Here is an 18,699-nt window from a genome sequence, read left to right on the forward strand (position 1 = left end):
CCGCGATGGTGGGTTATTGGGCGACGCTGTCGCTGAATATCCCGGACTTCACTCGTTATGCGAAGTCTCAGGATTCGCAGATCGTCGGGCAGGCATTCGGTCTTCCGGTTGCGATGGTGCTTTATTCCTTCATAGGGATCGCATGCACTTCGGCATCTGTGACCATCTTTGGAGAGCCGGTTTGGTCGCCGATCACTTTGCTGGGACGATTTCATCAGCCATTTGCGGCTTTGCTGGCGTTGGTTGCTCTTTTGATTGCGACACTCAATGTGAACATTGGCGCGAATGTGGTTTCGCCGTCAAACGATTTCTCCAATCTAGCTCCGGGTTTGATCAGTTTTCGCACCGGTGGATTGATTACCGGCTTACTCGGACTTGCGATGATGCCGTGGAAGCTGATGAGCAGCTTCGGCAACTACATCTTCGGTTGGCTCATCGGTTACTCGGGATTGCTGGGGCCGGTTGCAGGCATTATGGTCGCAGATTATTTCCTGATCCGGGGGACGCGGCTGGATACGGTGTCTCTGTATCGCCGCGGAGGGCCCTACGAGTACACTCGTGGGATCAATCCCAGAGCGATTATTGCGCTGGGCGCCGGTGTGATTGTCGCTCTAGTTGGTCTTGCTGTTCCCTCTTTGCGGTTCCTCTACGATTACGCGTGGTTCGTTGGTTTTTTCGTCGCGGCGGCGAGCTACTATCTGCTCATGTTGGGATATCGTGCGGCCCCTTCGCATGGGAGAGTCGTGACACAGTCAACGTCTCAGGAATAGGATGCACTCATGAGTCCCATTGATGTCGCCGAGTCTAAGAGCTCCAATAAGTCAGCATCTCTCACCAGTCAGCAGGTTGTCGATCTTACGCGGCAGCATAACTACGGCACTTGGCGATTTCAAAAGGGTTGGAATCCGATGCACATCGTCGACGCGGACGGTTGCTATATCGTCGACGGATCGGGCAAGCGGTATCTGGACTTTTCGTCGCAGTTGATGTGCTCGAATCTCGGCCACAAGAATCAGGCTGTTGTTGATGCGATTGCGCGGCAGGCACAAGAGCTGAGCTACGCTATGCCGGGCTACGCCACTACGGCGCGAGCGGAGCTGTCTCAGCTTCTAGTTGAAGTTTTGCCCAAGGGCATCAGTAAGTTTTTCTTTACGACCTCCGGAACAGAGGCTAACGAAGCGGCCTTCAAGATTGCGCGCATGTATACCGGAAAGACAAAGATCATTGCGCGCTACCGCTCTTACCATGGCTCGACTGCTGGCTCAATCGCTGCTACTGGAGACCCGCGGCGGTGGGCTATGGAGCCAGGCGGCAAAGGGCCGGGCATCCTCTTTGCTCCGGAGGTTCATTGTTACAAATGTCCGATCAAACATACGTACCCTGGTTGCGGGATTGCTTGCGCGGACTACATCGAGCATATGATCCGCAATGAATCGGATGTGGCTGCTGTTCTGGTGGAGCCTATCGTCGGAACGAACGGCGTCATCGTTCCTCCAGAGGAGTACATGCCAAAGCTTCGCCGGATCTGCGATGAATATGGCGTTCTGTTGATTGCGGACGAAGTGATGACGGGTTGGGGGCGCACCGGCGAGTGGTTCGCTATGAACCATTGGGGAGTCGTTCCGGACATTCTCGTTACGGCGAAGGGGATAACTTCCGCTTACGTTCCGCTGGGACTTTGCGCGACGAGTGAGAAGATCGCCGAGTTCTTTCAGGATCATTATTTCGCTCATGGCCATACGTATGAGGCCCATCCGCTTACGCTTGCTCCTGCGGTTGCTACGATCCATGAGATGCAGCGGCTTGGTCTTGTGGAGCGCGCGCGTGAGCTTGCTCCTTATGTTGAAGGCAAACTCACGGAGTTGAAGAGTAAACATCCGAGCATCGGGGATGTGCGGGGAAGGGGCTCTTCTGGGCGGTTGACCTGGTGAAGGATCAGAAGACTAAGGAGCCTTTCAACACTTATTCCGATAAAGTTTCTGGAAAGCCGTTGCTGGTGGATCAGATCGCGGCGAAGATATTGGCAGATGGAGTCACGATCCAGGCGTGGGTGTCGCACTTTGTGATTGCTCCGCCATTGATTGTTACGAAAGAGCAGATCGATCTTGGGATCTCGGTTCTGGATAAGCATCTTGCTATTGCCGATGCTGCTGTCGGAGTCTGAGTACGTCCTGCCGGACGGGCCCACTCCGCGTGGGGCGGTCACTTCGTGACAGGTGTACCGTTCCTCCCGCTGGTCGGATAGCGGCTCCTAGCCAAGAGTCGGCATTGAGGTGTCTACGCCTTTGCGTATGCCCGTTGGCCAGCGAGACGTGATTGTTTTTAGTCTGGTGTAGAAGCGGATGCCCTCGGGGCCATACATCGCGTGATCCCCGAATAGAGAACGCTTCCATCCGCCGAAACTATGGAACGCCATCGGCACAGGAATGGGGACGTTGATGCCGACCATTCCGGCCTGAACTCTGTGCGCGAAGTCGCGTGCTGTGTCGCCATCGCGGGTGTAGATGGAGGTGCCGTTGCCGTATTCGTGATCATTAACCAGTTGCAGCGCTGTTTCAAAGTCGCTGGCTCGTACGATACCCAACACTGGACCGAAGATCTCCTCGCGATAGATCTTCATCTCCGGCTTGACGTGATCAAAGAGGCAAGCACCAAGGAAGAAGCCTTCCCCTTTTGTGAGCGCATTCTTGCGTCCATCAACAACCAATTCTGCGCCCTCGGACTCGCCGTGTTGCAGGTAGCTGGTGACTCGTTCCAGATGGGCTTTTGTAACTAATGGGCCAAGTTCTGCGCCTTCTTTCATTCCATCGCCCATCTGCAGACCTTCGATGCGATGCTCAATTTTGCCTATCAGCTTTTCGGCGGTGGCATTGCCTACCGTTACGGCTACCGAGATTGCCATGCAGCGCTCGCCTGCCGATCCGTAGGCTGCGCCGACGAGCGCGTCAGCAGCCTGATCGAGGTCCGCGTCGGGCATGACGATCATGTGATTTTTGGCGCCGCCAAGAGCTTGTACGCGCTTGCCATGCCTGGTGCCTTCGCGGTAGACGTACTCGGCGACTGGCGTGGAGCCTACGAAGCTTATCGCCTGCACCGTTGGGTGGGCGAGGAGCGCGTCGACGGCGGTCTTGTCGCCGTGGACAACGTTGAAGACACCGTCGGGCAGGCCAGCTTCTTTAAGCATCTCGGCCAGGAGCAGCGAAGCGCTGGGGTCGCGTTCGCTCGGCTTGAGAACGAAGGTATTGCCGCATGCCAGGGCGATTGGGAACATCCACATGGGCACCATCGCCGGGAAGTTGAATGGCGTGATCCCCGCTACGACGCCGAGAGGTTGCCGCATGGACCAGCTGTCAATATCGGAGCCTACCTGCTCGGTGAATTCTCCTTTGAGCAACTGTGGGATGCCGGTCGCAAACTCGACGACTTCGAGGCCGCGAGTCGCCTCGCCTTTCGCATCCGAGAAGACCTTGCCGTGCTCACTGGTAAGTAGCGTCGCCACTTCGTCGAGACGACGCTCGAAGATTTCACGAAACCGAAAGAGTACGCGGGCTCTGCGGAGGGCCGGCTGTGCTGACCATTTGGGAAATGCGGCGGCGGCGGCGGCTACGGCCATGTCCACCTCGCCGCTGGTAGCGAGAGCGACCTTTGCCTGTATCTTCCCGGTAGCGGGGTTATAGACATCCCCGAAGCGTCCGGAACCGCCGATCATAATCTCGCCATTAACCCAGTGATGGACCTCTCTCGATTGGCGATCAGTGACTTTGGGTGGGGTCAGTGTGGATGTGGCGGACATAGGCGGGCCTCCTCTTGAGAGCACTATCCTACCAGTCGGATGAGAGAACTCGGAATCCTCCTGTTCGATACGACGTAGCCAGTGCGAACTTTCGACGGAGGTGGGATTGTTCGGTTTGATGTCATTTTTCTTGTAACTTTTGAAACGGTTGTCGCCTGGTGATCACTATCCGGATGTCGCGCCTTCAGGGGCGAAATCTTGTTTTCCCATCTGTAGCGCTTCTCTGCCTTGATTCACTCTTGGTGAACACAGTCCGCACCAAGTCGAGATGATCGATTTGAACGGCATCAGGATGCCGAAAGATCAGAACCCACGATTACTGAGGGGTTCGTGACAAGTTCGTCCCACAGTGTAAACTTGGGCGCAAGTAAGCCGCCTGGGGGATAGAGAACTTGCAATTTTTTGCGTTCGACGCGGCGTATCTTGAGAGACTCCGATCCGGAGACGCCCGCACCGAAGAGCATTTTGTCAGCTACTTCGGAGAACTGATCCAGCTTAAGCTGCGTTCGCGATTAAACTCCAGGGAAGCAATCGAAGACGTGAGACAGGAGACCTTTGTGCGGGTGTTGGTGCTGGTGCGCTCGGCACATGGCCTGAGGGAGCCTGATCGTCTGGGGGCGTTTGTCAATTCGGTTTGTAACCATGTGTTGCTGGAGCATTATCGTTCCAAGAATAAGACCGATTCGTTCCTCGACAGCGATACGGAAGCCTCCCTGGTGAATCATGAACCGAGTGCTCTCAGTCTTCTTGAGACGAAGGATGCGCAGCGAATCGTTCATCAGATTTTGACGGAATTGACCGACCGGGATCGGCGGTTGCTGCAGTCCGTGTTGCTGGATGAGCGCGACAAGGATGAGATCTGCGCCGAGCTTGGCATAACCCGGGAATATCTGAGGGTGTTGGTACATCGCGCGAAGCAGTCTTTCAAGTCTTTCTATATAAGCCACTTAGGCAATAGCAGGATGAACTAAAGAAGTTCGTGACACGATTTTGCGGCCGGAAACACTATAGAGTTGAGGCATTTTTCCCAATGGACCATTTCGAGGCCATACAGAGCAAAGCGGTAGAGAAGTATTTGTTGGGAGAGATGTTCCCTCAAGAGCGTGACGAGTTCGAAGAGCACTTCTTTGACTGTCCGGAGTGCGCCGCCGATCTTCGTGCGACGGCTGCCTTCCTTGATACAGCTAAGCAGGAACTCAAATCTTTTCCCCGTTCGAAGCCGGCGTCGGAGGCCGCGAAGAGATCCCGCTCTTTTCTGCATTGGAAGCCGGTATTTGCCTGGGCGGCACTGGCGGCGTCGCTGCTAGTAACCGCTTATCAAAATATCGTGGTGTATCCCCATTTGACTAACGAGATTGCTCAGTTAAAGGCTCCGGAGATTCTGCCTTCTCTCTCTTTGGTAAATGGAAATAGCCGCGGCGGCGACGCGGCGGCGATCACAGTGTCGAAGGCTAAGCCCTTTCTTTTACTCGTCGATGTTCCCACACAAGATCGCTTTATGAGCTACACTTGCTCTCTGTATTCACCTTCCGGCTCGCTCGCCTGGCACATCCAGGTCTCTGCGCAGGAAGCGAAGGATACTGTTTCGATACGAGTCCCCGGAGTCGACAAGGTGGCGGGCAGTTACACCTTGGTTATACGGGGAGATATGGATCGAGCTTCGATCGGGCCCGCTGTTGAACTAGCTCATTATCGCTTTACTTTGAACGTTCAGGATTAGACTACTGAAACTGAAGGGCTGATATGCGACCCGTTTCCACGAAGACATTCTACTTTCAATCCGACGCGCACTCGCTGGGCGGATTCGTCAAACATCCTTCCCAAAAAATAATCCCGTCACAGGCACACTCCTTGCTGCCCGCCGTTGGCGGCCATGTGACGACATCGACCGGATCGTTTAATCATGATTCGATCGTCTCGTGCCGGGCGGCTTATACTCGTGTTTCGGGTAGAGAACAACAGACGGATGGCCCCTGGTCTATGGTGACCACTTCTGTCGTCGAGGGACTAAACATTTTGGAGGTATTAACGGCTGAGCGGATTGTGGCTCAGGTGTCTATCGAATACTCGAAAGATGGCAAATACCCTCGAATCTCGTTTGCTGGTTCGCGGTTCGACCAGCTTCGAGTAGCTGGCCACGACGTTGCACCTGTGATGAACGAAAAATTCATGACTTTACGGGGCGAAACTGACGAGTCTCTGTCACACAAACACTTTCAGCAGGCCAGCCGCGATCAGGGTCGCAAAATAGTCAAGAGCGCTAACGCAAAGAAAGCCGGATGGGTGAGCGACAGATTTGGTTGGATGGATTCCGTTCCAAAGCCGGGAGAAGATCGATGTGTTTTGTGTTCCTTGGTGGATGGTGTGGATCAAGCGGTTCCAGGCAGATCTTTCGGCCACGTTCTGGAGATTCCGGAGTTTGGAAGGATTTTTCTAGGGGAGTTTTTTCCGGGTCAACGGTCGGTTCGGCTATCCATGATTCGGGCGGAACTGGGCTGCAGCGTAGAAGGAAACCTCAACATATCTATGTTGACCACTGGCGGGCATACTGTTCCGCCATAGTCCTGGTGACTGCTTCGCTGCTTGCCATTAGCTGTCTGGGATGCCGTTCCTCGACGGGGAGCGAAGATCCAGCCGCGACTTTCGAGCACATCCACAGCGACTTTCTGCATGGCAGCCTGGACGTCGCACAAGCGGAAGCGGATCAGGCACGCAGGCGCTTCTCCAGCAGAGACTCGAACTGGTCTATGAAGTTTCGTCTCCTGGAAGGCGACATCCTGACCTATCAGGGACGTCGGACGGATGTCCTTAACTTGCTCGACGATAAGACGGTCTTGTATCCCGACACTGGCGATGCTGCTATCAAAAAGAACTTGCTTTGCGGCTTGGCGCATGCGGGATTGGGCCAATCCAGACAATCAGATCAAGAGTTACACAAGGCGCGCGTCTTATGCGATTCAAGCAATTCGCAGTTAGACGGTGAGGTTCTTCGTGCCGAAGCGAAGATACAGCTGAATCGTAATAATCTAGCTGCTGCTTCAGACTTATATAAAAAGAGTCTGCAGGCTGCCCGCAGGCACGCAGATGCTTTCCTCGAAGCCAGCGATCTTTTGAATCTTGGTTTTGTGGCTCTTCAGATGGAGCACTACGACGAGGCGGTAGCGCTGTTGCAGGATGCGGCCAATTTTGCCAGATCTGTTCAGGCACGGCTGGTGACTGAAGCGGCTATGGGAAATACGGGTGATGCGTTCTATCGTCTCGGAGATTTCGAGAAGGCTCTGTCAAATTTTCAGGCTGCTGAAAGAGAAGCCAGGGAGATAGGAACCACGAGCGCGCAGGTGGTTTGGTTATGGCAGGCCGGTTCGTCTTATTACAAACTCGGGGATCTCAAGGAAGCGAAGACCTGCTACGAACGAGCACTAAAGTCCGCCACTGCCATCAATGCTACAGATCAGATCTCTGACATAGAGACACAACTGGCATTGTTGTTGCTCCAAGAGGGGCAATACGATTCTGCGAAGATTCAAAGCGAAGAGGCAGTTCGTGCAGCGAAATCATCCGGCGACCAGGGAGCAGAGATCGACGCTAAGTTCGTTCAGGCACTTCTAGCAATACATGAACCGAACGGGCAGGATGCAGAACAAATGTTAATGGAGGTGTATGACAGCGCGGTGGGAGACCCTTATGTGCGATGGCAGATTGAAGGTGCCCTGGCAAAGTACTTCAACGTTAAGGCAGACCCCAGGCAAGCCGAAGTTTGGTACCGCAGATCTATCCAGACCTTCGAAGATAAGAGGAGCGAGGTCAAAAATGTAGAGCTGAAGCTACCCTTTTTGCGAACGGAAATGATCTTTACCGAGATTACGCTAGTTTTCTAATCTCTTCGCATCGGGAAGAAGAAGCGTTGAAACTTCTCGACCTTGGGAGGGCGCGCACTCTGGCCGAGGGGCTCGGGACGAGAAAGAATTCTCCGACGCTACGTGAGGTGCTGAATCCGCAGGCGATCGCGCGTAAGCTCAACGCTGTAATTCTCTTCTATTCGCTTGGACCAGAAAAGTCTTACTTGTGGGCAGTCACAGCCACTCGTACGAGTGTCTTCGTGCTTCCAAAAGAACAAGAGATCGAATCTCATGTCCAGACCTACCAGAAAGCGATTTTGCGATCGAGTGATGCGCTGCGGGAGGCGAACGTTGACGGTAGATATCTGTATGACACGATCGTCGCTCCAGCAGCCTCTATGATCCCGGATGGGGCAAAGGTGTTTGTTATTCCTGACGGCGGCCTTAATGGATTGAACTTCGAGACGCTGCTTAAGCCCGGGGTCGAAAAGCTTCATTACTGGATTGAAGATGTGACGCTGACGAACGCGAACTCGATTCGGCTTCTGTCGCGACTCGATTCTGTTTCTTCTTCGAGTGAGGCAAACAATTTACTGTTGATCGGCAATCCAGTCTCTTCGGGCTCAGAGTATGAAAGTCTGCGAAACGCGCCGGCTGAAGTGGATGAGGTCAAGAGGCATTTTCAGGCGGATCGCGAGACAGTGCTCACGCAGGCAGAGGCGGTGCCTTCGGCGTATGAAACGGTTAGGCCGGATCGTTTTGAGTACATCCACTTCGTCGCCCACGGGACGGCGAGCCGACTTAGCCCGCTGGATTCGGCGGTTGTGCTTTCGGCATCAGCGGCTCACCCCGAGGACTATAAGTTATATGCGCGGGAGATCGTCCACCATCCGTTGCACGCCAGACTTGTGACCATCTCATCCTGCTATGGATCAGGGTTACGCGCTTACGCGGGCGAGGAGCTGGTGGGTTTGTCGTGGGCATTTTTGCGGGCGGGAGCGCATGACGTAATCGGAGCGTTGTGGGAGGTAAACGACGCTTCGACACCGCAACTCATGGACCGGCTATATGGAGGCCTCGAAAACGGAAGCAAACCGGACGAGGCACTTCGAGCGGCTAAGCTGGAGATGATGCGTTCTGAGGGTGTCACGCGCAAGCCCATGTATTGGGCGGCGTTTCAGCTCTATGCTGGTTCGTAAAAAAACAGATCTAATCTTCAGAAAGCTCGAACCCAGAGACTTTGTGATTTAGTCATTTTTCAAATAGTTCAGGCAGAGTTGAAACGAATTTGGCACGGCCGTCACTACAGAGTGTGCTCGCGCAGACACGTACTTGACAGGAGAACTGATGGCTTCGCTGAAACAAGTAACCTCCCAGGCATCGATAAATCACCTTCGGGTTGAAGAGAAGCTCTACGAAGCGAAACACGCTGTCTGCAGGCTTCCCCGTGAAAATTATTACGAAGAGTTGCTGGCGGTCATTCGTCGTCCCGGCTGGACGACCGGGGCAGAGCGAATCTACTTCGCCGCAATGATCGATCTGATCCTCGTCTACACCGAGAATCTCACGGATCTGCATCAGCAGCTGATGGCTGCCTCCAGGGCTGTCCAGACAAATTGATTTCAGGTTCCAGCCAAGTTGAGTTGTTCGGGCTGGTGATGCCTGCGAGAGGTGACGGGAGACATCACCTCCGCAGGTTTCTGTCTTTCAATCATTGAGATCAGCTTCTCTGCGCTCAAGCGTCTTCTTGAATGACTTACAACAGGTATCAGGTCAGGTTCATTAGGGAAGATCCATGCGTAGTTATCGAGAGCCATGCCTTTGGGGATATGATGTTTTCACTTTCGAGGTTCAATCACGAACGAAGAGGTGATCTTATGAGTGTCCCATTCAAAAAGATTCTGGTCGGTGTGGCTGTCCTCACCTTTTCCGCCTTTGCGAGAGCGACTGACTTATCGATCCACCTAAGGAGAGTCTGCACAAGTTCTGCATCGCTTGCCTGATTGATTAATCTGATAGCTGCGAGGAGATTGCGATGAAGCAGCAGAGTCTGTCGAGTCAGGGTGTGTTTGAGAAGTACGGGCGGAAGAGTCGGCGGGAGTTGTTTCTGGACGAGATGGAGCAGGTGGTTCCATGGTCTGCGCTGGAAGCCCTGGTACGACCGCACTATGCGAAGGCGGGCAAGGGAGGGCAGCCGGTAGGGTTGGCGATCATGCTGCGGACTTACTTTGTGCAGCAGTGGTTCAATCTGTCGGACCCTGGGGTGGAAGAGGCGTTGTACGAGTCTGCGGCGCTGCGGCGGTTCGTTGGCGTGGACCTTGGGATTGCGCCTGCGCCGGATGAGACGACCATCCTGCGGTTCCGTCATCTGCTGGAGAGGCACGAGCTGGGCGGGTTGATGCTGGATGCGGTGAACGTGCATCTGGATGCCAGGGGCATCCGGATCGCGACGGGCACGATTGTCGATGCGACCATCCTGCATGCGCCTTCGTCGACCCAGAACGCGAGTGGCGAGCGCGACCCGGCGATGCACCAGACCAGGAAGGGCAACCAGTGGTACTTCGGCCTGAAGGCGCATATCGGCGTGGACGCGAGGGAGGGCATCGTCCACTCTGTGGCGACGAGCGCAGCCAGCGTGGCGGACTGCCACATGTTACCGGAACTGCTGCACGGCCAAGAGCGTAAGGTGTGGGGCGACGGCGGCTATCAGGGCCAGACCGACGCCATCCAAGAGGCCGCTCCGAAGGCACAGGACATGACCTGCAAGCGGACGAAGTTCAAAAACTATGTCGACGAGTTACAGAAAAAGAAGAACCGGAGTAAGTCGAGGGTGCGGGCCAAGGTAGAACATCCGTTCCGGATCCTGAAGCGCATCTTCGGCTTCGACAAAGTGAGATACAGAGGCATCGCGAAGAACCATCACCGCCTGTGCGCGAACTTCGCGCTGGTGAACCTGTACCTGCACCGCAAACGTCTGGCAGTCCTTGGGCAGTAGTGCGCCTGGAAGCCCCGGAAAACGGGCGGATGCGCGTTCCAATTAGCCCTCCAACAGCATCAAACCAACCAAAACCCGCGCATCTTCCATGCCCACTCCCTGACCCCAGAAAGTCAGACGCCTACGCAGAGGTTCCCTAAGTGGTTCGGAACCGATCTCGCGGCATATGATGAAGTACCGCTGTGATGCCCAGGGAAGTAAGATGGGGCTGCCTGTGGGAGTTTTTTCGGTTGAATATCTGAACGGAGCGGGTAACAGCCTTGCGATTGTTCCCGTCTCCGGGCATTCGCTTATTTTTGCAAATGTAATTTCGGGTTCTGGCGCGCGTTACGCGGCCGCAGGGTTCATCTGGTGGGATGCGGGAGGCCGAGGGGTTACCTTTTCGTCGGATTCTATCGGTGGCAATATGACCTCTGAATGTCATCGTGCCGAGTAATCGGCGTCACTCTCCACAGTTGAACTAGCACTCATGATTTATGTATTCACGACCTATAGATTCAGGCCGGCTTTGAAGAAAACGTGCGTGAAAAAATTACTTGACCACTTGAAGACCGGGTTGAAGGATTCTGAGAAGACTGCCACCCGCGTCTGGGAACTGGTAAGCCAACCAGGTGAGAACCGGAGCTGCACCGAAGGTGACGATCCGTATGTAGAAGTCGAGACCGAGTTTGTTGGGCGTTGTATCTGTAATGCGACTAAGGATGGAATTGCGATGCATTTGAGCAAATACCCAGACGACTCCAGTACCGAGGAAGACAAGTAGGAGAGTGAAACACCAGTCGATGAGTTGATGGGGCTGAAAGGGATAAGAGTTCCATGCAACGATGGAGAGCACGAAGGCCGCGCAGGTGAAGAGCATGAGGTAGCGAATATTTACGAGCACAGAACGGATGAGCGCGACGTAGCGGATAACGAGTAGCTCTTCCGCCAGAAGAATTGGAAGCGGATCCTGCGTCGCGGTTTCCGGTTTGGCTCGGTCTACCCCGAGATCATCCCCATCGTCTTCGACGAAGCCGACACGTTGGTTATCCCAATAAGGGATCAACAGATCCGACAAGATTAGTTCACAGAAAGCCGCATATCGTTTCTCAATGGCATAGATAAAGCTTAGGTCCTGGCGATGTTCCTCAGGCGGGAGGTCGAAGTCGTTCCGTGGATATTCCATTGGAGGAGTGGGAAACCTCCTATGGAACCTCTGCGTAGGCGTCTGACTTTCTGGGGTCAGGGAGTGGGCATGGAAGATGCGCGGGTTTTGGTTGGTTTGATGCTGTTGGAGGGCTAATTGGAACGCGCATCCGCCCGTTTTCCGGGGCTTCCAGGCGCACTACTGCCCAAGGACTGCCAGACGTTTGCGGTGCAGGTACAGGTTCACCAGCGCGAAGTTCGCGCACAGGCGGTGATGGTTCTTCGCGATGCCTCTGTATCTCACTTTGTCGAAGCCGAAGATGCGCTTCAGGATCCGGAACGGATGTTCTACCTTGGCCCGCACCCTCGACTTACTCCGGTTCTTCTTTTTCTGTAACTCGTCGACATAGTTTTTGAACTTCGTCCGCTTGCAGGTCATGTCCTGTGCCTTCGGAGCGGCCTCTTGGATGGCGTCGGTCTGGCCCTGATAGCCGCCGTCGCCCCACACCTTACGCTCTTGGCCGTGCAGCAGTTCCGGTAACATGTGGCAGTCCGCCACGCTGGCTGCGCTCGTCGCCACAGAGTGGACGATGCCCTCCCTCGCGTCCACGCCGATATGCGCCTTCAGGCCGAAGTACCACTGGTTGCCCTTCCTGGTCTGGTGCATCGCCGGGTCGCGCTCGCCACTCGCGTTCTGGGTCGACGAAGGCGCATGCAGGATGGTCGCATCGACAATCGTGCCCGTCGCGATCCGGATGCCCCTGGCATCCAGATGCACGTTCACCGCATCCAGCATCAACCCGCCCAGCTCGTGCCTCTCCAGCAGATGACGGAACCGCAGGATGGTCGTCTCATCCGGCGCAGGCGCAATCCCAAGGTCCACGCCAACGAACCGCCGCAGCGCCGCAGACTCGTACAACGCCTCTTCCACCCCAGGGTCCGACAGATTGAACCACTGCTGCACAAAGTAAGTCCGCAGCATGATCGCCAACCCTACCGGCTGCCGTCCCTTGCCCGCCTTCGCATAGTGCGGTCGTACCAGGGCTTCCAGCGCAGACCATGGAACCACCTGCTCCATCTCGTCCAGAAACAACTCCCGCCGACTCTTCCGCCCGTACTTCTCAAACACACCCTGACTCGACAGACTCTGCTGCTTCATCGCAATCTCCTCGCAGCTATCAGATTAATCAATCAGGCAAGCGATGCAGAACTTGTGCAGACTCTCCCTATCTCGTTTTCGAACCTGAATGTGCTCCCGCAGCTGCTTTAGTTTCAGAGTGAGGTCCTCATGAGCGCTCTTCAGAACAGTCCATTTCGCATCATCGTCGATCGCCTTACGAAGCTCTTCGTTGTTGACTAGCTGGCGGACGGACTCATTCGAACGCGCCATGTCGCGCCAACGGATGTGGAGGCTGCTCTGGCTAAGCATGGTCATCCAGCCAACCTCCTTGAGGCGGCTGAAGGCAGCGCGAACGGGCATTCGCTCCAGTGGCTCGAGGAGGCCGCGACTGAGGGATCCCCAAACGAAGATCATGCGCAACCATCCTGTGAGGACGACCATAATAAGAGGAAAGAAGAGCGCGGCAATGAGGAACTCGTAAGGCGTAGGCCCGTGAACTGGATGCAAGAGGAACCGCTCGAGGCTTTGAATGCGGCCGCAGAAAACGCAAAGCAGAAACAAGCCGAGATAGATAATGAGGAAGATCACATTCAGTTTTCTGTGAGGCCAACGAGTAAACCGGCGCAAGATTTCGCGGGTGATGAGAAGACAACTGATGTTTTCGAAGAGACAGACGTTAGTGGGATTTCTACATGCGCTTAGCTGGCGGTCGGGAACGTAGAGGGGATAGGAGGATGTAATTGTTACTTGATCGGGAAGCCTGGGGCGGTTCATGGTGGAAAAGCGGAGACGCGCCGTCTGAAAGACGGCCCAAAGGTACCAGCCAAAGAGCAGCAGAAGAACGGGAACGACAGGGGAGACACCGCTGCCAGGGTGAAGCGAACGATAAGTAAAAAAGAGGCCTACATAAGTAGGCACACCGTTCGCAGCATTCTGCAGGCAGATCCGAAGCCAGAACAGTGGAACCACAATGAGCGCGGCGAGCGCGAGCAGGTTGAATAAGAAGTAGAGACCTGTGGGGTACTTCGAATTTCTTTGAGGCTCGTATTTGAGATAAGGCCACGTCTTGTAAAGAGTGGCGAGCACGGCTACGACTGCGACAAACAGGGTCAAGGAGGCGACAACGAGATTGCTTCTTTCCCATCGGTATACGCGTACGATAAGGAACATCGGTGAGGCTAGAACGAAGGACATGCAGAAAAGGACGGAAGTTCCGATATTAATGTAGACCGATCTGCGACGAGGCTGATCGTTCTGATCGATCGCCAGATCACGGGTGAAAGGGGACCAATACTCTGCTGAAAGCATGATGGCGGCGTGACCGATGCAGAGCACAGTAATGAAGACGCAGAGGATAGACCACGCCAACGATGGAGCTGCATTCGGAGATGGAAGGGGAAGCAGTTGCATGGAGGATATCTCCCTCTCCGAACACGGCACAGGTTCCGCACCATGAAAACTCGGTAGAATCCGGGGCCACTCGCTGGCACATCCATTGACGATTCCAAGAGGGTAATACCCGTCACTACCGACGGCCGTTGCCCAGAGAGGGGCTTGCATCTTGCCCTCCCCGCGCAGATAACCGGAGAGATTTAACGGCTGCGTCTTCGGGTCCGTGGATCCCTTCCACAAAATGTAACTGGCGGCGTTATAGATAGCTTCGGCCTGCGAGTCCGAGAAGGCGCGGCCCGCATAAGATGGCCTGCTCAACGTCGTGAGATTATAGGGGAGATCGTGAGGGAACCGATATAGCGGGCGTTATCAACGTCTCGCTCGACCAGAAGATCGCCGCCGTTGTAGAAGACGATCCTTGCATCTGGACAGGCGCGATGCAGAAACTGAGCGAGAAAGAGTTCGTCCAGGATGTTTGATGCGGTGATGAGTATATATTCGACACGGGCTCGCTGAAGCTGATGAGCGATGGCCATCAACTGTGCCTCTTGCGATAACGGCGTCTGAGTCGTAGAAAACCGAGGCATAGTGTCATCTGCACTCGAGTCCTTGAGCGTCAGATTCAAATAGGGAGTGGGGATCTCTGAAGAAGAATTCTTTCCAGGCTTCTCGCCCTGAGCATTTCGCAGGAGCGATATCTCTCGTGGAAAGCGAATATAGATTGGATGATAGGCCGCGGCGGACTCATCCGGCATGACTGGTCGGTACGGCCAACCGGTCGCGTTTAGCCCCCTGACGTATCGGGCACACTGGGGCGACTGCTGGCTTCCCCAAATACGGTGTCGTCTTCGCTGAGGATAGCAATATGTTGCTCATCTGAATGAGCGCCTCGAAACGAATCGAGAATTCGATGCTCTTCAGAGACGGTGTCTTCTCCAAAGGAGTAGTAAGAGATGAATCTGGTTGAAGACGGTGAATTCAGTTCGGCGTCGGCGATGAGTGTCGAGGTGGTACCCGCTACGATGACGTTGGTTATATCTTTTGGTCTGGCCTGATTCGCATCTTCGAAACCATCTCCGGTTTTGTACTTGGTATTAGGTCTTCCCCGACTCCTTTCTTCACCTGGATTTGCCTCATCGGCAAATGTAGCATTCACAATTCCTTCGCGAAGAGAGGCGGCGGAACCTGAGGAGCCGGGACCAATGACGGCAAGTTGAGAGTCATCATCGCTCATAGAAAGCTTGGCGCCGTATCGGCTTCGGAGCATGGCTTCGTAACGGAGCGCGTTGCGAAGCTGGATGCCGTTCATGCCCAGAGCGGGCGACTCGCTCACCAAAAAAGATAGATGACGCGATGGTAGCTAAGCCAGGAAAAACTCTTTTCGTCTCGCTGGGGACTGTATTTGAGAATGATGAGCCCCGGTTGTTGCTCCCGGTGGCGATCTTCCTCGGTGTTTGTTGCATTGATGGATGATTCATTCACGGCATCGGAGCCATGCTGAATCTTCCAGGGAAACCAGTAGTTGCTGCTAAGATACCGGCGGTCGGCTGCTGCCTGCATGAATGAATCGACGGTTCTATCGAACTCGAGCGCCAGGTGACTGTGAATAGGGTCGGGGACGGACGCAAGGATGACGCGGATCTCTGGCTGGTGGAGATCTTCCGTCGAGGTTGTCGTGGCTGCGTCGATGTGATCGGACCGGAGTTCAGGAATCCCCCAGTCATCGTCACTTTCACAGTCGGCCTTCGGGCCGTTGGTGGATGCGACTAGTTGAGAAACCACGCTGGTTTCACTCTCTCCGTGTGCAATCTTCGGCTGGCTAGTCTTCTCCTGGCCCAGCGGCTTGATTAAGCGCGCGGCAGTCCAGTATTTACAGGAGGCCCGCCAAGGACCTTCTCCCGTTACTGGTCCAAGTGTCGCTTCACTTGTCGCGGACGGTCTTGCAATCGCAGATACGTTGGGAAAGGTGACTCCGGCGTAGAGCATCGCACCAGCAAGTACGGCTGTGCCGACGATGACGCTTCGTCCTTTGTTCATGTTGCCTTCCTTGGATTCACTCTCGTTGAATGAGGACGCGAGACCCAACTAGTTGGGCACGATACGAGTCAGTCAATTTCATGTACGGGCCCAGGTAGTAATGGAATGACGAGGTCTTCGCAATTAGGGCAACTGGATCGATCTAACAAAGAGCGGGTTCTTGACTAGCCACCGAAAGCAGACAGACACCTAGAGTTCGCCGACCCGGGAGTGCGCGCATGTCTTTGGCCGCGTCGCATGGATCCTCGGAGCGCTCATTGATCTTGATTCAAGATTTTAGCCTCCTTCCGACGATCACTGTCAGGATCTTTGTTGCAAATATCCCAGGTATCACCGTCGGCCGCTTCTGACGAATCGGGTTGTTGTTCCTTGTGGACCCACTCCGCCATTCAGAAAGCTACCAAAGTCCTTCCGAGTAGCTTGTTTCATTGCAGAAATAGTGAAGGCAGAGAAATAGGCGTTTCATCCTGTGAGCCCAGAGCAAGATGCTTTGATAGGGAAGTTAAACCTGCCAATGGAAGATTCTTGCTTTATTGACGAGAGAAATCTTATCGGATGAAACAAACCTGGACTCGACACTCACCGTGACGCGATAGTATTTCTGCAAGGATCAAAACGCTGTCAGGTGTGGTTCGAAGATCTGTTCCCTAGACACTGCCAATCGTCCATCCCCTAGCTTCGCCGGAAGAGAGACCGTCTTTATGCATTTTGAAGAGACCGAAGCAGCTGCAGCAACTTCGGAGGCTGGAGCTCCGGGATGGAGGTTTGCCGTAGCAGCCGGCATCCTGGGTTGGATTCTCGACGCATTCGATTTTTTTGTCGTCGTCTTTCTCATATCGGAGCTGATGGGCAAATTTCACGTGGGGAAGGCCGCGATTGTGTGGAGCATGACACTTACGCTGGCCATGCGTCCGATTGGAGCGTTATTCTTCGGAGCCTTGGCGGACAGGTTTGGCCGCAAGAAGCCGTTGATTGCATGCGTTCTGTACTTCTCGACGGTGACTGTACTGAGCGGGCTCGCGCCGACCTATTGGATCTTCCTCGCGATGAGGCTTTTGTATGGTCTCGGCATGGGCGGGTATTGGGGCATTGGTGCTTCGTATGCGATGGAGAGCGCACCTCGGCACAGACGCGGCGTTCTCTCTGGCTTGATGCAGGGCGGTTATCCCTTTGGGTATCTGATGGCGGCGATCGGAATGCAGACGATTGCGCCTGCGTTCGGCTGGCAGACGATGTTCTTCGTTGGCGTCGGGGTCACACTTGTCATAGTGGCGCTGGCTGCGGTTGCGCCTGAATCGGCTGCGTGGCGGATGCATCGGACGCCATCGCTAGGAAAGATATTCGGAACGCTGTTTCAACACTTAGGTGTCTTTGGATACCTTTTATTGCTGATGACTGCTATTACATGCCTCTCTCATGGCACTCAGGATCTTTATCCGGATTTCCTTAAGACGCTTCCGTGGATGAATAGTGCGACTGTGCTGGGGATGAAAGCCACGCTTGGAATTCCTGTGATTTACAACGTTGGGGCGATCATCGGAGCGGTTGCGGTGGGAGCGATGTCGGAGCGAATAGGACGGCGATATGCCGTGATGGCTGCGCTTGGGGTGTGTCTGCTGGCGATGCCGATGTGGGCCTTCGGCGGTTCGGTGTTGGCGATTGTGATTGGATCGTATCTGATGCAGAGCGGCGTACAGGGGGCGTTTGGCGTGATTCCGGCACATCTGAACGAGTTGGCGCCGGATGCGATTCGCGGGCTATTTCCTGGGTTTGTGTATCAACTCGGCGTGCTGTTTGCTTCGCCGGTGTTGCCGCTGCAGAACTTGCTGCGGAGCAGATTTGGCTATCCGTGGGCGTTATGTTCTTTTGAGACGCTGGTGATCGTTTCTCTGCTTCTGATCTTCTGGTTTGGTCCGGAAAAGCGGGGCAGAAGCTTTGTCACGGGCCATCCGATGGGCACGGCGGACCATTTACCCTCGAATGCGACCAGATCGGCTACCGCTGCTTTGAGATAATTTCTTAGAGGGCGTTACGTGTGTTTTTGAGCCGATTTCGCGGGAAATGAGCTGTAGACCGTGGTGTGTTGATGGTTATTTCGTGGTGGATAGCGTGGTAAAGATGGTCATCTGACTGACACTTTTCAGGCTTAGAAAAATGCGCCACCGTTTCAATATTTATTTTCGATCCGTTACGTTTATGGCAATCGGCCGAAAAACGAGTCTGGGCTGGGATAGTGCCTGCATCCCAGCGGGTTGAGTTCTTTGAGGCGGCGGTGCACCTGGTGAGCGAGAACCGCGCCCCTCCGATTCAGGCCGATTGCTGCAGGACGGAGGTCCGCCTTGCTGTGAAGTAAGGACTGCAGACATGGTGCAAAGGAAGGTCGGGCGGATCGGCTTCG

General features: G+C 54.7%; 19 protein-coding genes. 12 read left to right on the forward strand and 7 right to left on the reverse strand.

The window, feature by feature from the left end; all coding sequences use genetic code 11:
* Nucleotides 1-5 precede the first annotated feature (5 nt).
* Genes RBB80_RS02320 through RBB80_RS02330 form a run of 3 tightly spaced genes read left to right on the forward strand, consistent with a single transcriptional unit; the run spans nucleotide 6 to nucleotide 2,164 of the window.
* A complete protein-coding gene (locus tag RBB80_RS02320) occupies nucleotides 6-770 on the forward strand; it encodes a cytosine permease (RefSeq protein ID WP_433966728.1) in 765 nt (254 codons plus the stop codon).
* A gap of 9 nt (nucleotides 771-779) precedes the next feature.
* Nucleotides 780-1,931 (forward strand): aspartate aminotransferase family protein, encoded by a 1,152-nt coding sequence (locus RBB80_RS02325; RefSeq protein ID WP_433966729.1) that lies wholly within the window; start codon nucleotides 780-782, stop codon nucleotides 1,929-1,931.
* On the forward strand, nucleotides 1,928-2,164 hold the full coding sequence (locus RBB80_RS02330) for a hypothetical protein (RefSeq protein ID WP_433966730.1): 237 nt from the start codon (nucleotides 1,928-1,930) through the stop codon (nucleotides 2,162-2,164). Before RBB80_RS02325 ends, RBB80_RS02330 begins: the two co-directional genes overlap by 4 nt.
* An 87-nt stretch (nucleotides 2,165-2,251) precedes the next feature.
* Here RBB80_RS02330 and RBB80_RS02335 read toward each other — a convergent pair whose 3' ends face one another.
* Nucleotides 2,252-3,793 carry a CoA-acylating methylmalonate-semialdehyde dehydrogenase gene (locus RBB80_RS02335; protein WP_433966731.1) on the reverse strand — a complete coding sequence of 514 codons (1,542 nt, stop codon included), beginning with the start codon at nucleotides 3,791-3,793 and terminating at the stop codon, nucleotides 2,252-2,254.
* Between the two features lie 392 nt (nucleotides 3,794-4,185).
* On the opposite strand from RBB80_RS02335, the gene RBB80_RS02340 reads away from it, so the two are divergent.
* The 8 genes from RBB80_RS02340 to RBB80_RS02375 all read left to right on the forward strand — a co-directional run bounded on the left by RBB80_RS02340 (nucleotide 4,186) and on the right by RBB80_RS02375 (nucleotide 11,063).
* The gene (locus tag RBB80_RS02340; RefSeq protein WP_433966732.1) at nucleotides 4,186-4,764 is read left to right on the forward strand and encodes an RNA polymerase sigma factor; all 579 of its coding nucleotides are present in this window, start codon (nucleotides 4,186-4,188) and stop codon (nucleotides 4,762-4,764) included.
* 59 nt (nucleotides 4,765-4,823) lie between these two features.
* A complete protein-coding gene (locus RBB80_RS02345) occupies nucleotides 4,824-5,513 on the forward strand; it encodes an anti-sigma factor family protein (protein WP_433966733.1) in 690 nt (229 codons plus the stop codon).
* 23 nt (nucleotides 5,514-5,536) lie between these two features.
* Complete coding sequence (locus RBB80_RS02350) at nucleotides 5,537-6,355, forward strand: hypothetical protein (RefSeq protein ID WP_433966734.1); 819 nt, start codon at nucleotides 5,537-5,539, stop codon at nucleotides 6,353-6,355.
* Between the two features lie 185 nt (nucleotides 6,356-6,540).
* On the forward strand, nucleotides 6,541-7,671 hold the full coding sequence (locus tag RBB80_RS02355; protein WP_433966735.1) for a tetratricopeptide repeat protein: 1,131 nt from the start codon (nucleotides 6,541-6,543) through the stop codon (nucleotides 7,669-7,671).
* A 26-nt stretch (nucleotides 7,672-7,697) separates the two neighbouring features.
* Nucleotides 7,698-8,831, forward strand: a complete 1,134-nt coding sequence (locus RBB80_RS02360) for a CHAT domain-containing protein (protein ID WP_433966736.1) — start codon at nucleotides 7,698-7,700, stop codon at nucleotides 8,829-8,831.
* Nucleotides 8,832-8,979: 148 nt separating this feature from the next.
* Nucleotides 8,980-9,252 carry a hypothetical protein gene (locus RBB80_RS02365; protein WP_433966737.1) on the forward strand — a complete coding sequence of 91 codons (273 nt, stop codon included), beginning with the start codon at nucleotides 8,980-8,982 and terminating at the stop codon, nucleotides 9,250-9,252.
* 415 nt (nucleotides 9,253-9,667) lie between these two features.
* Nucleotides 9,668-10,627, forward strand: coding sequence for an IS5 family transposase (locus RBB80_RS02370; protein ID WP_433963888.1), 960 nt, complete (start codon nucleotides 9,668-9,670; stop codon nucleotides 10,625-10,627).
* Between the two features lie 202 nt (nucleotides 10,628-10,829).
* Entirely contained in the window at nucleotides 10,830-11,063 is a 234-nt protein-coding gene (locus tag RBB80_RS02375; RefSeq protein ID WP_433966738.1) for an MliC family protein, read from the forward strand.
* A gap of 96 nt (nucleotides 11,064-11,159) precedes the next feature.
* On the opposite strand, the gene RBB80_RS02380 is transcribed toward RBB80_RS02375, so the two are convergent.
* From RBB80_RS02380 to RBB80_RS02405, 6 genes are all read right to left on the reverse strand, one after another.
* Nucleotides 11,160-11,792, reverse strand: coding sequence for a hypothetical protein (locus tag RBB80_RS02380; RefSeq protein WP_433966739.1), 633 nt, complete (start codon nucleotides 11,790-11,792; stop codon nucleotides 11,160-11,162).
* Between the two features lie 159 nt (nucleotides 11,793-11,951).
* Nucleotides 11,952-12,911, reverse strand: a complete 960-nt coding sequence (locus tag RBB80_RS02385; protein WP_433964127.1) for an IS5 family transposase — start codon at nucleotides 12,909-12,911, stop codon at nucleotides 11,952-11,954.
* A gap of 24 nt (nucleotides 12,912-12,935) precedes the next feature.
* Complete coding sequence (locus RBB80_RS02390; protein WP_433966740.1) at nucleotides 12,936-14,282, reverse strand: hypothetical protein; 1,347 nt, start codon at nucleotides 14,280-14,282, stop codon at nucleotides 12,936-12,938.
* Between the two features lie 296 nt (nucleotides 14,283-14,578).
* Complete coding sequence (locus RBB80_RS02395) at nucleotides 14,579-15,019, reverse strand: hypothetical protein (protein ID WP_433966741.1); 441 nt, start codon at nucleotides 15,017-15,019, stop codon at nucleotides 14,579-14,581.
* Between the two features lie 29 nt (nucleotides 15,020-15,048).
* Complete coding sequence (locus RBB80_RS02400; RefSeq protein ID WP_433966742.1) at nucleotides 15,049-15,573, reverse strand: hypothetical protein; 525 nt, start codon at nucleotides 15,571-15,573, stop codon at nucleotides 15,049-15,051.
* A gap of 20 nt (nucleotides 15,574-15,593) precedes the next feature.
* Nucleotides 15,594-16,301: a hypothetical protein gene (locus tag RBB80_RS02405; RefSeq protein WP_433966743.1), complete on the reverse strand. Its 708-nt coding sequence runs from the start codon at nucleotides 16,299-16,301 to the stop codon at nucleotides 15,594-15,596.
* 701 nt (nucleotides 16,302-17,002) lie between these two features.
* Here RBB80_RS02405 and RBB80_RS02410 point away from each other — a divergent pair.
* Entirely contained in the window at nucleotides 17,003-18,316 is a 1,314-nt protein-coding gene (locus RBB80_RS02410) for an MFS transporter (RefSeq protein ID WP_433966744.1), read from the forward strand.
* Nucleotides 18,317-18,699: the final 383 nt, after the last annotated feature.

The organism is Tunturiibacter gelidiferens (assembly GCF_051013345.1).
GTDB lineage: Bacteria > Acidobacteriota > Terriglobia > Terriglobales > Acidobacteriaceae > Edaphobacter > Edaphobacter gelidiferens_A.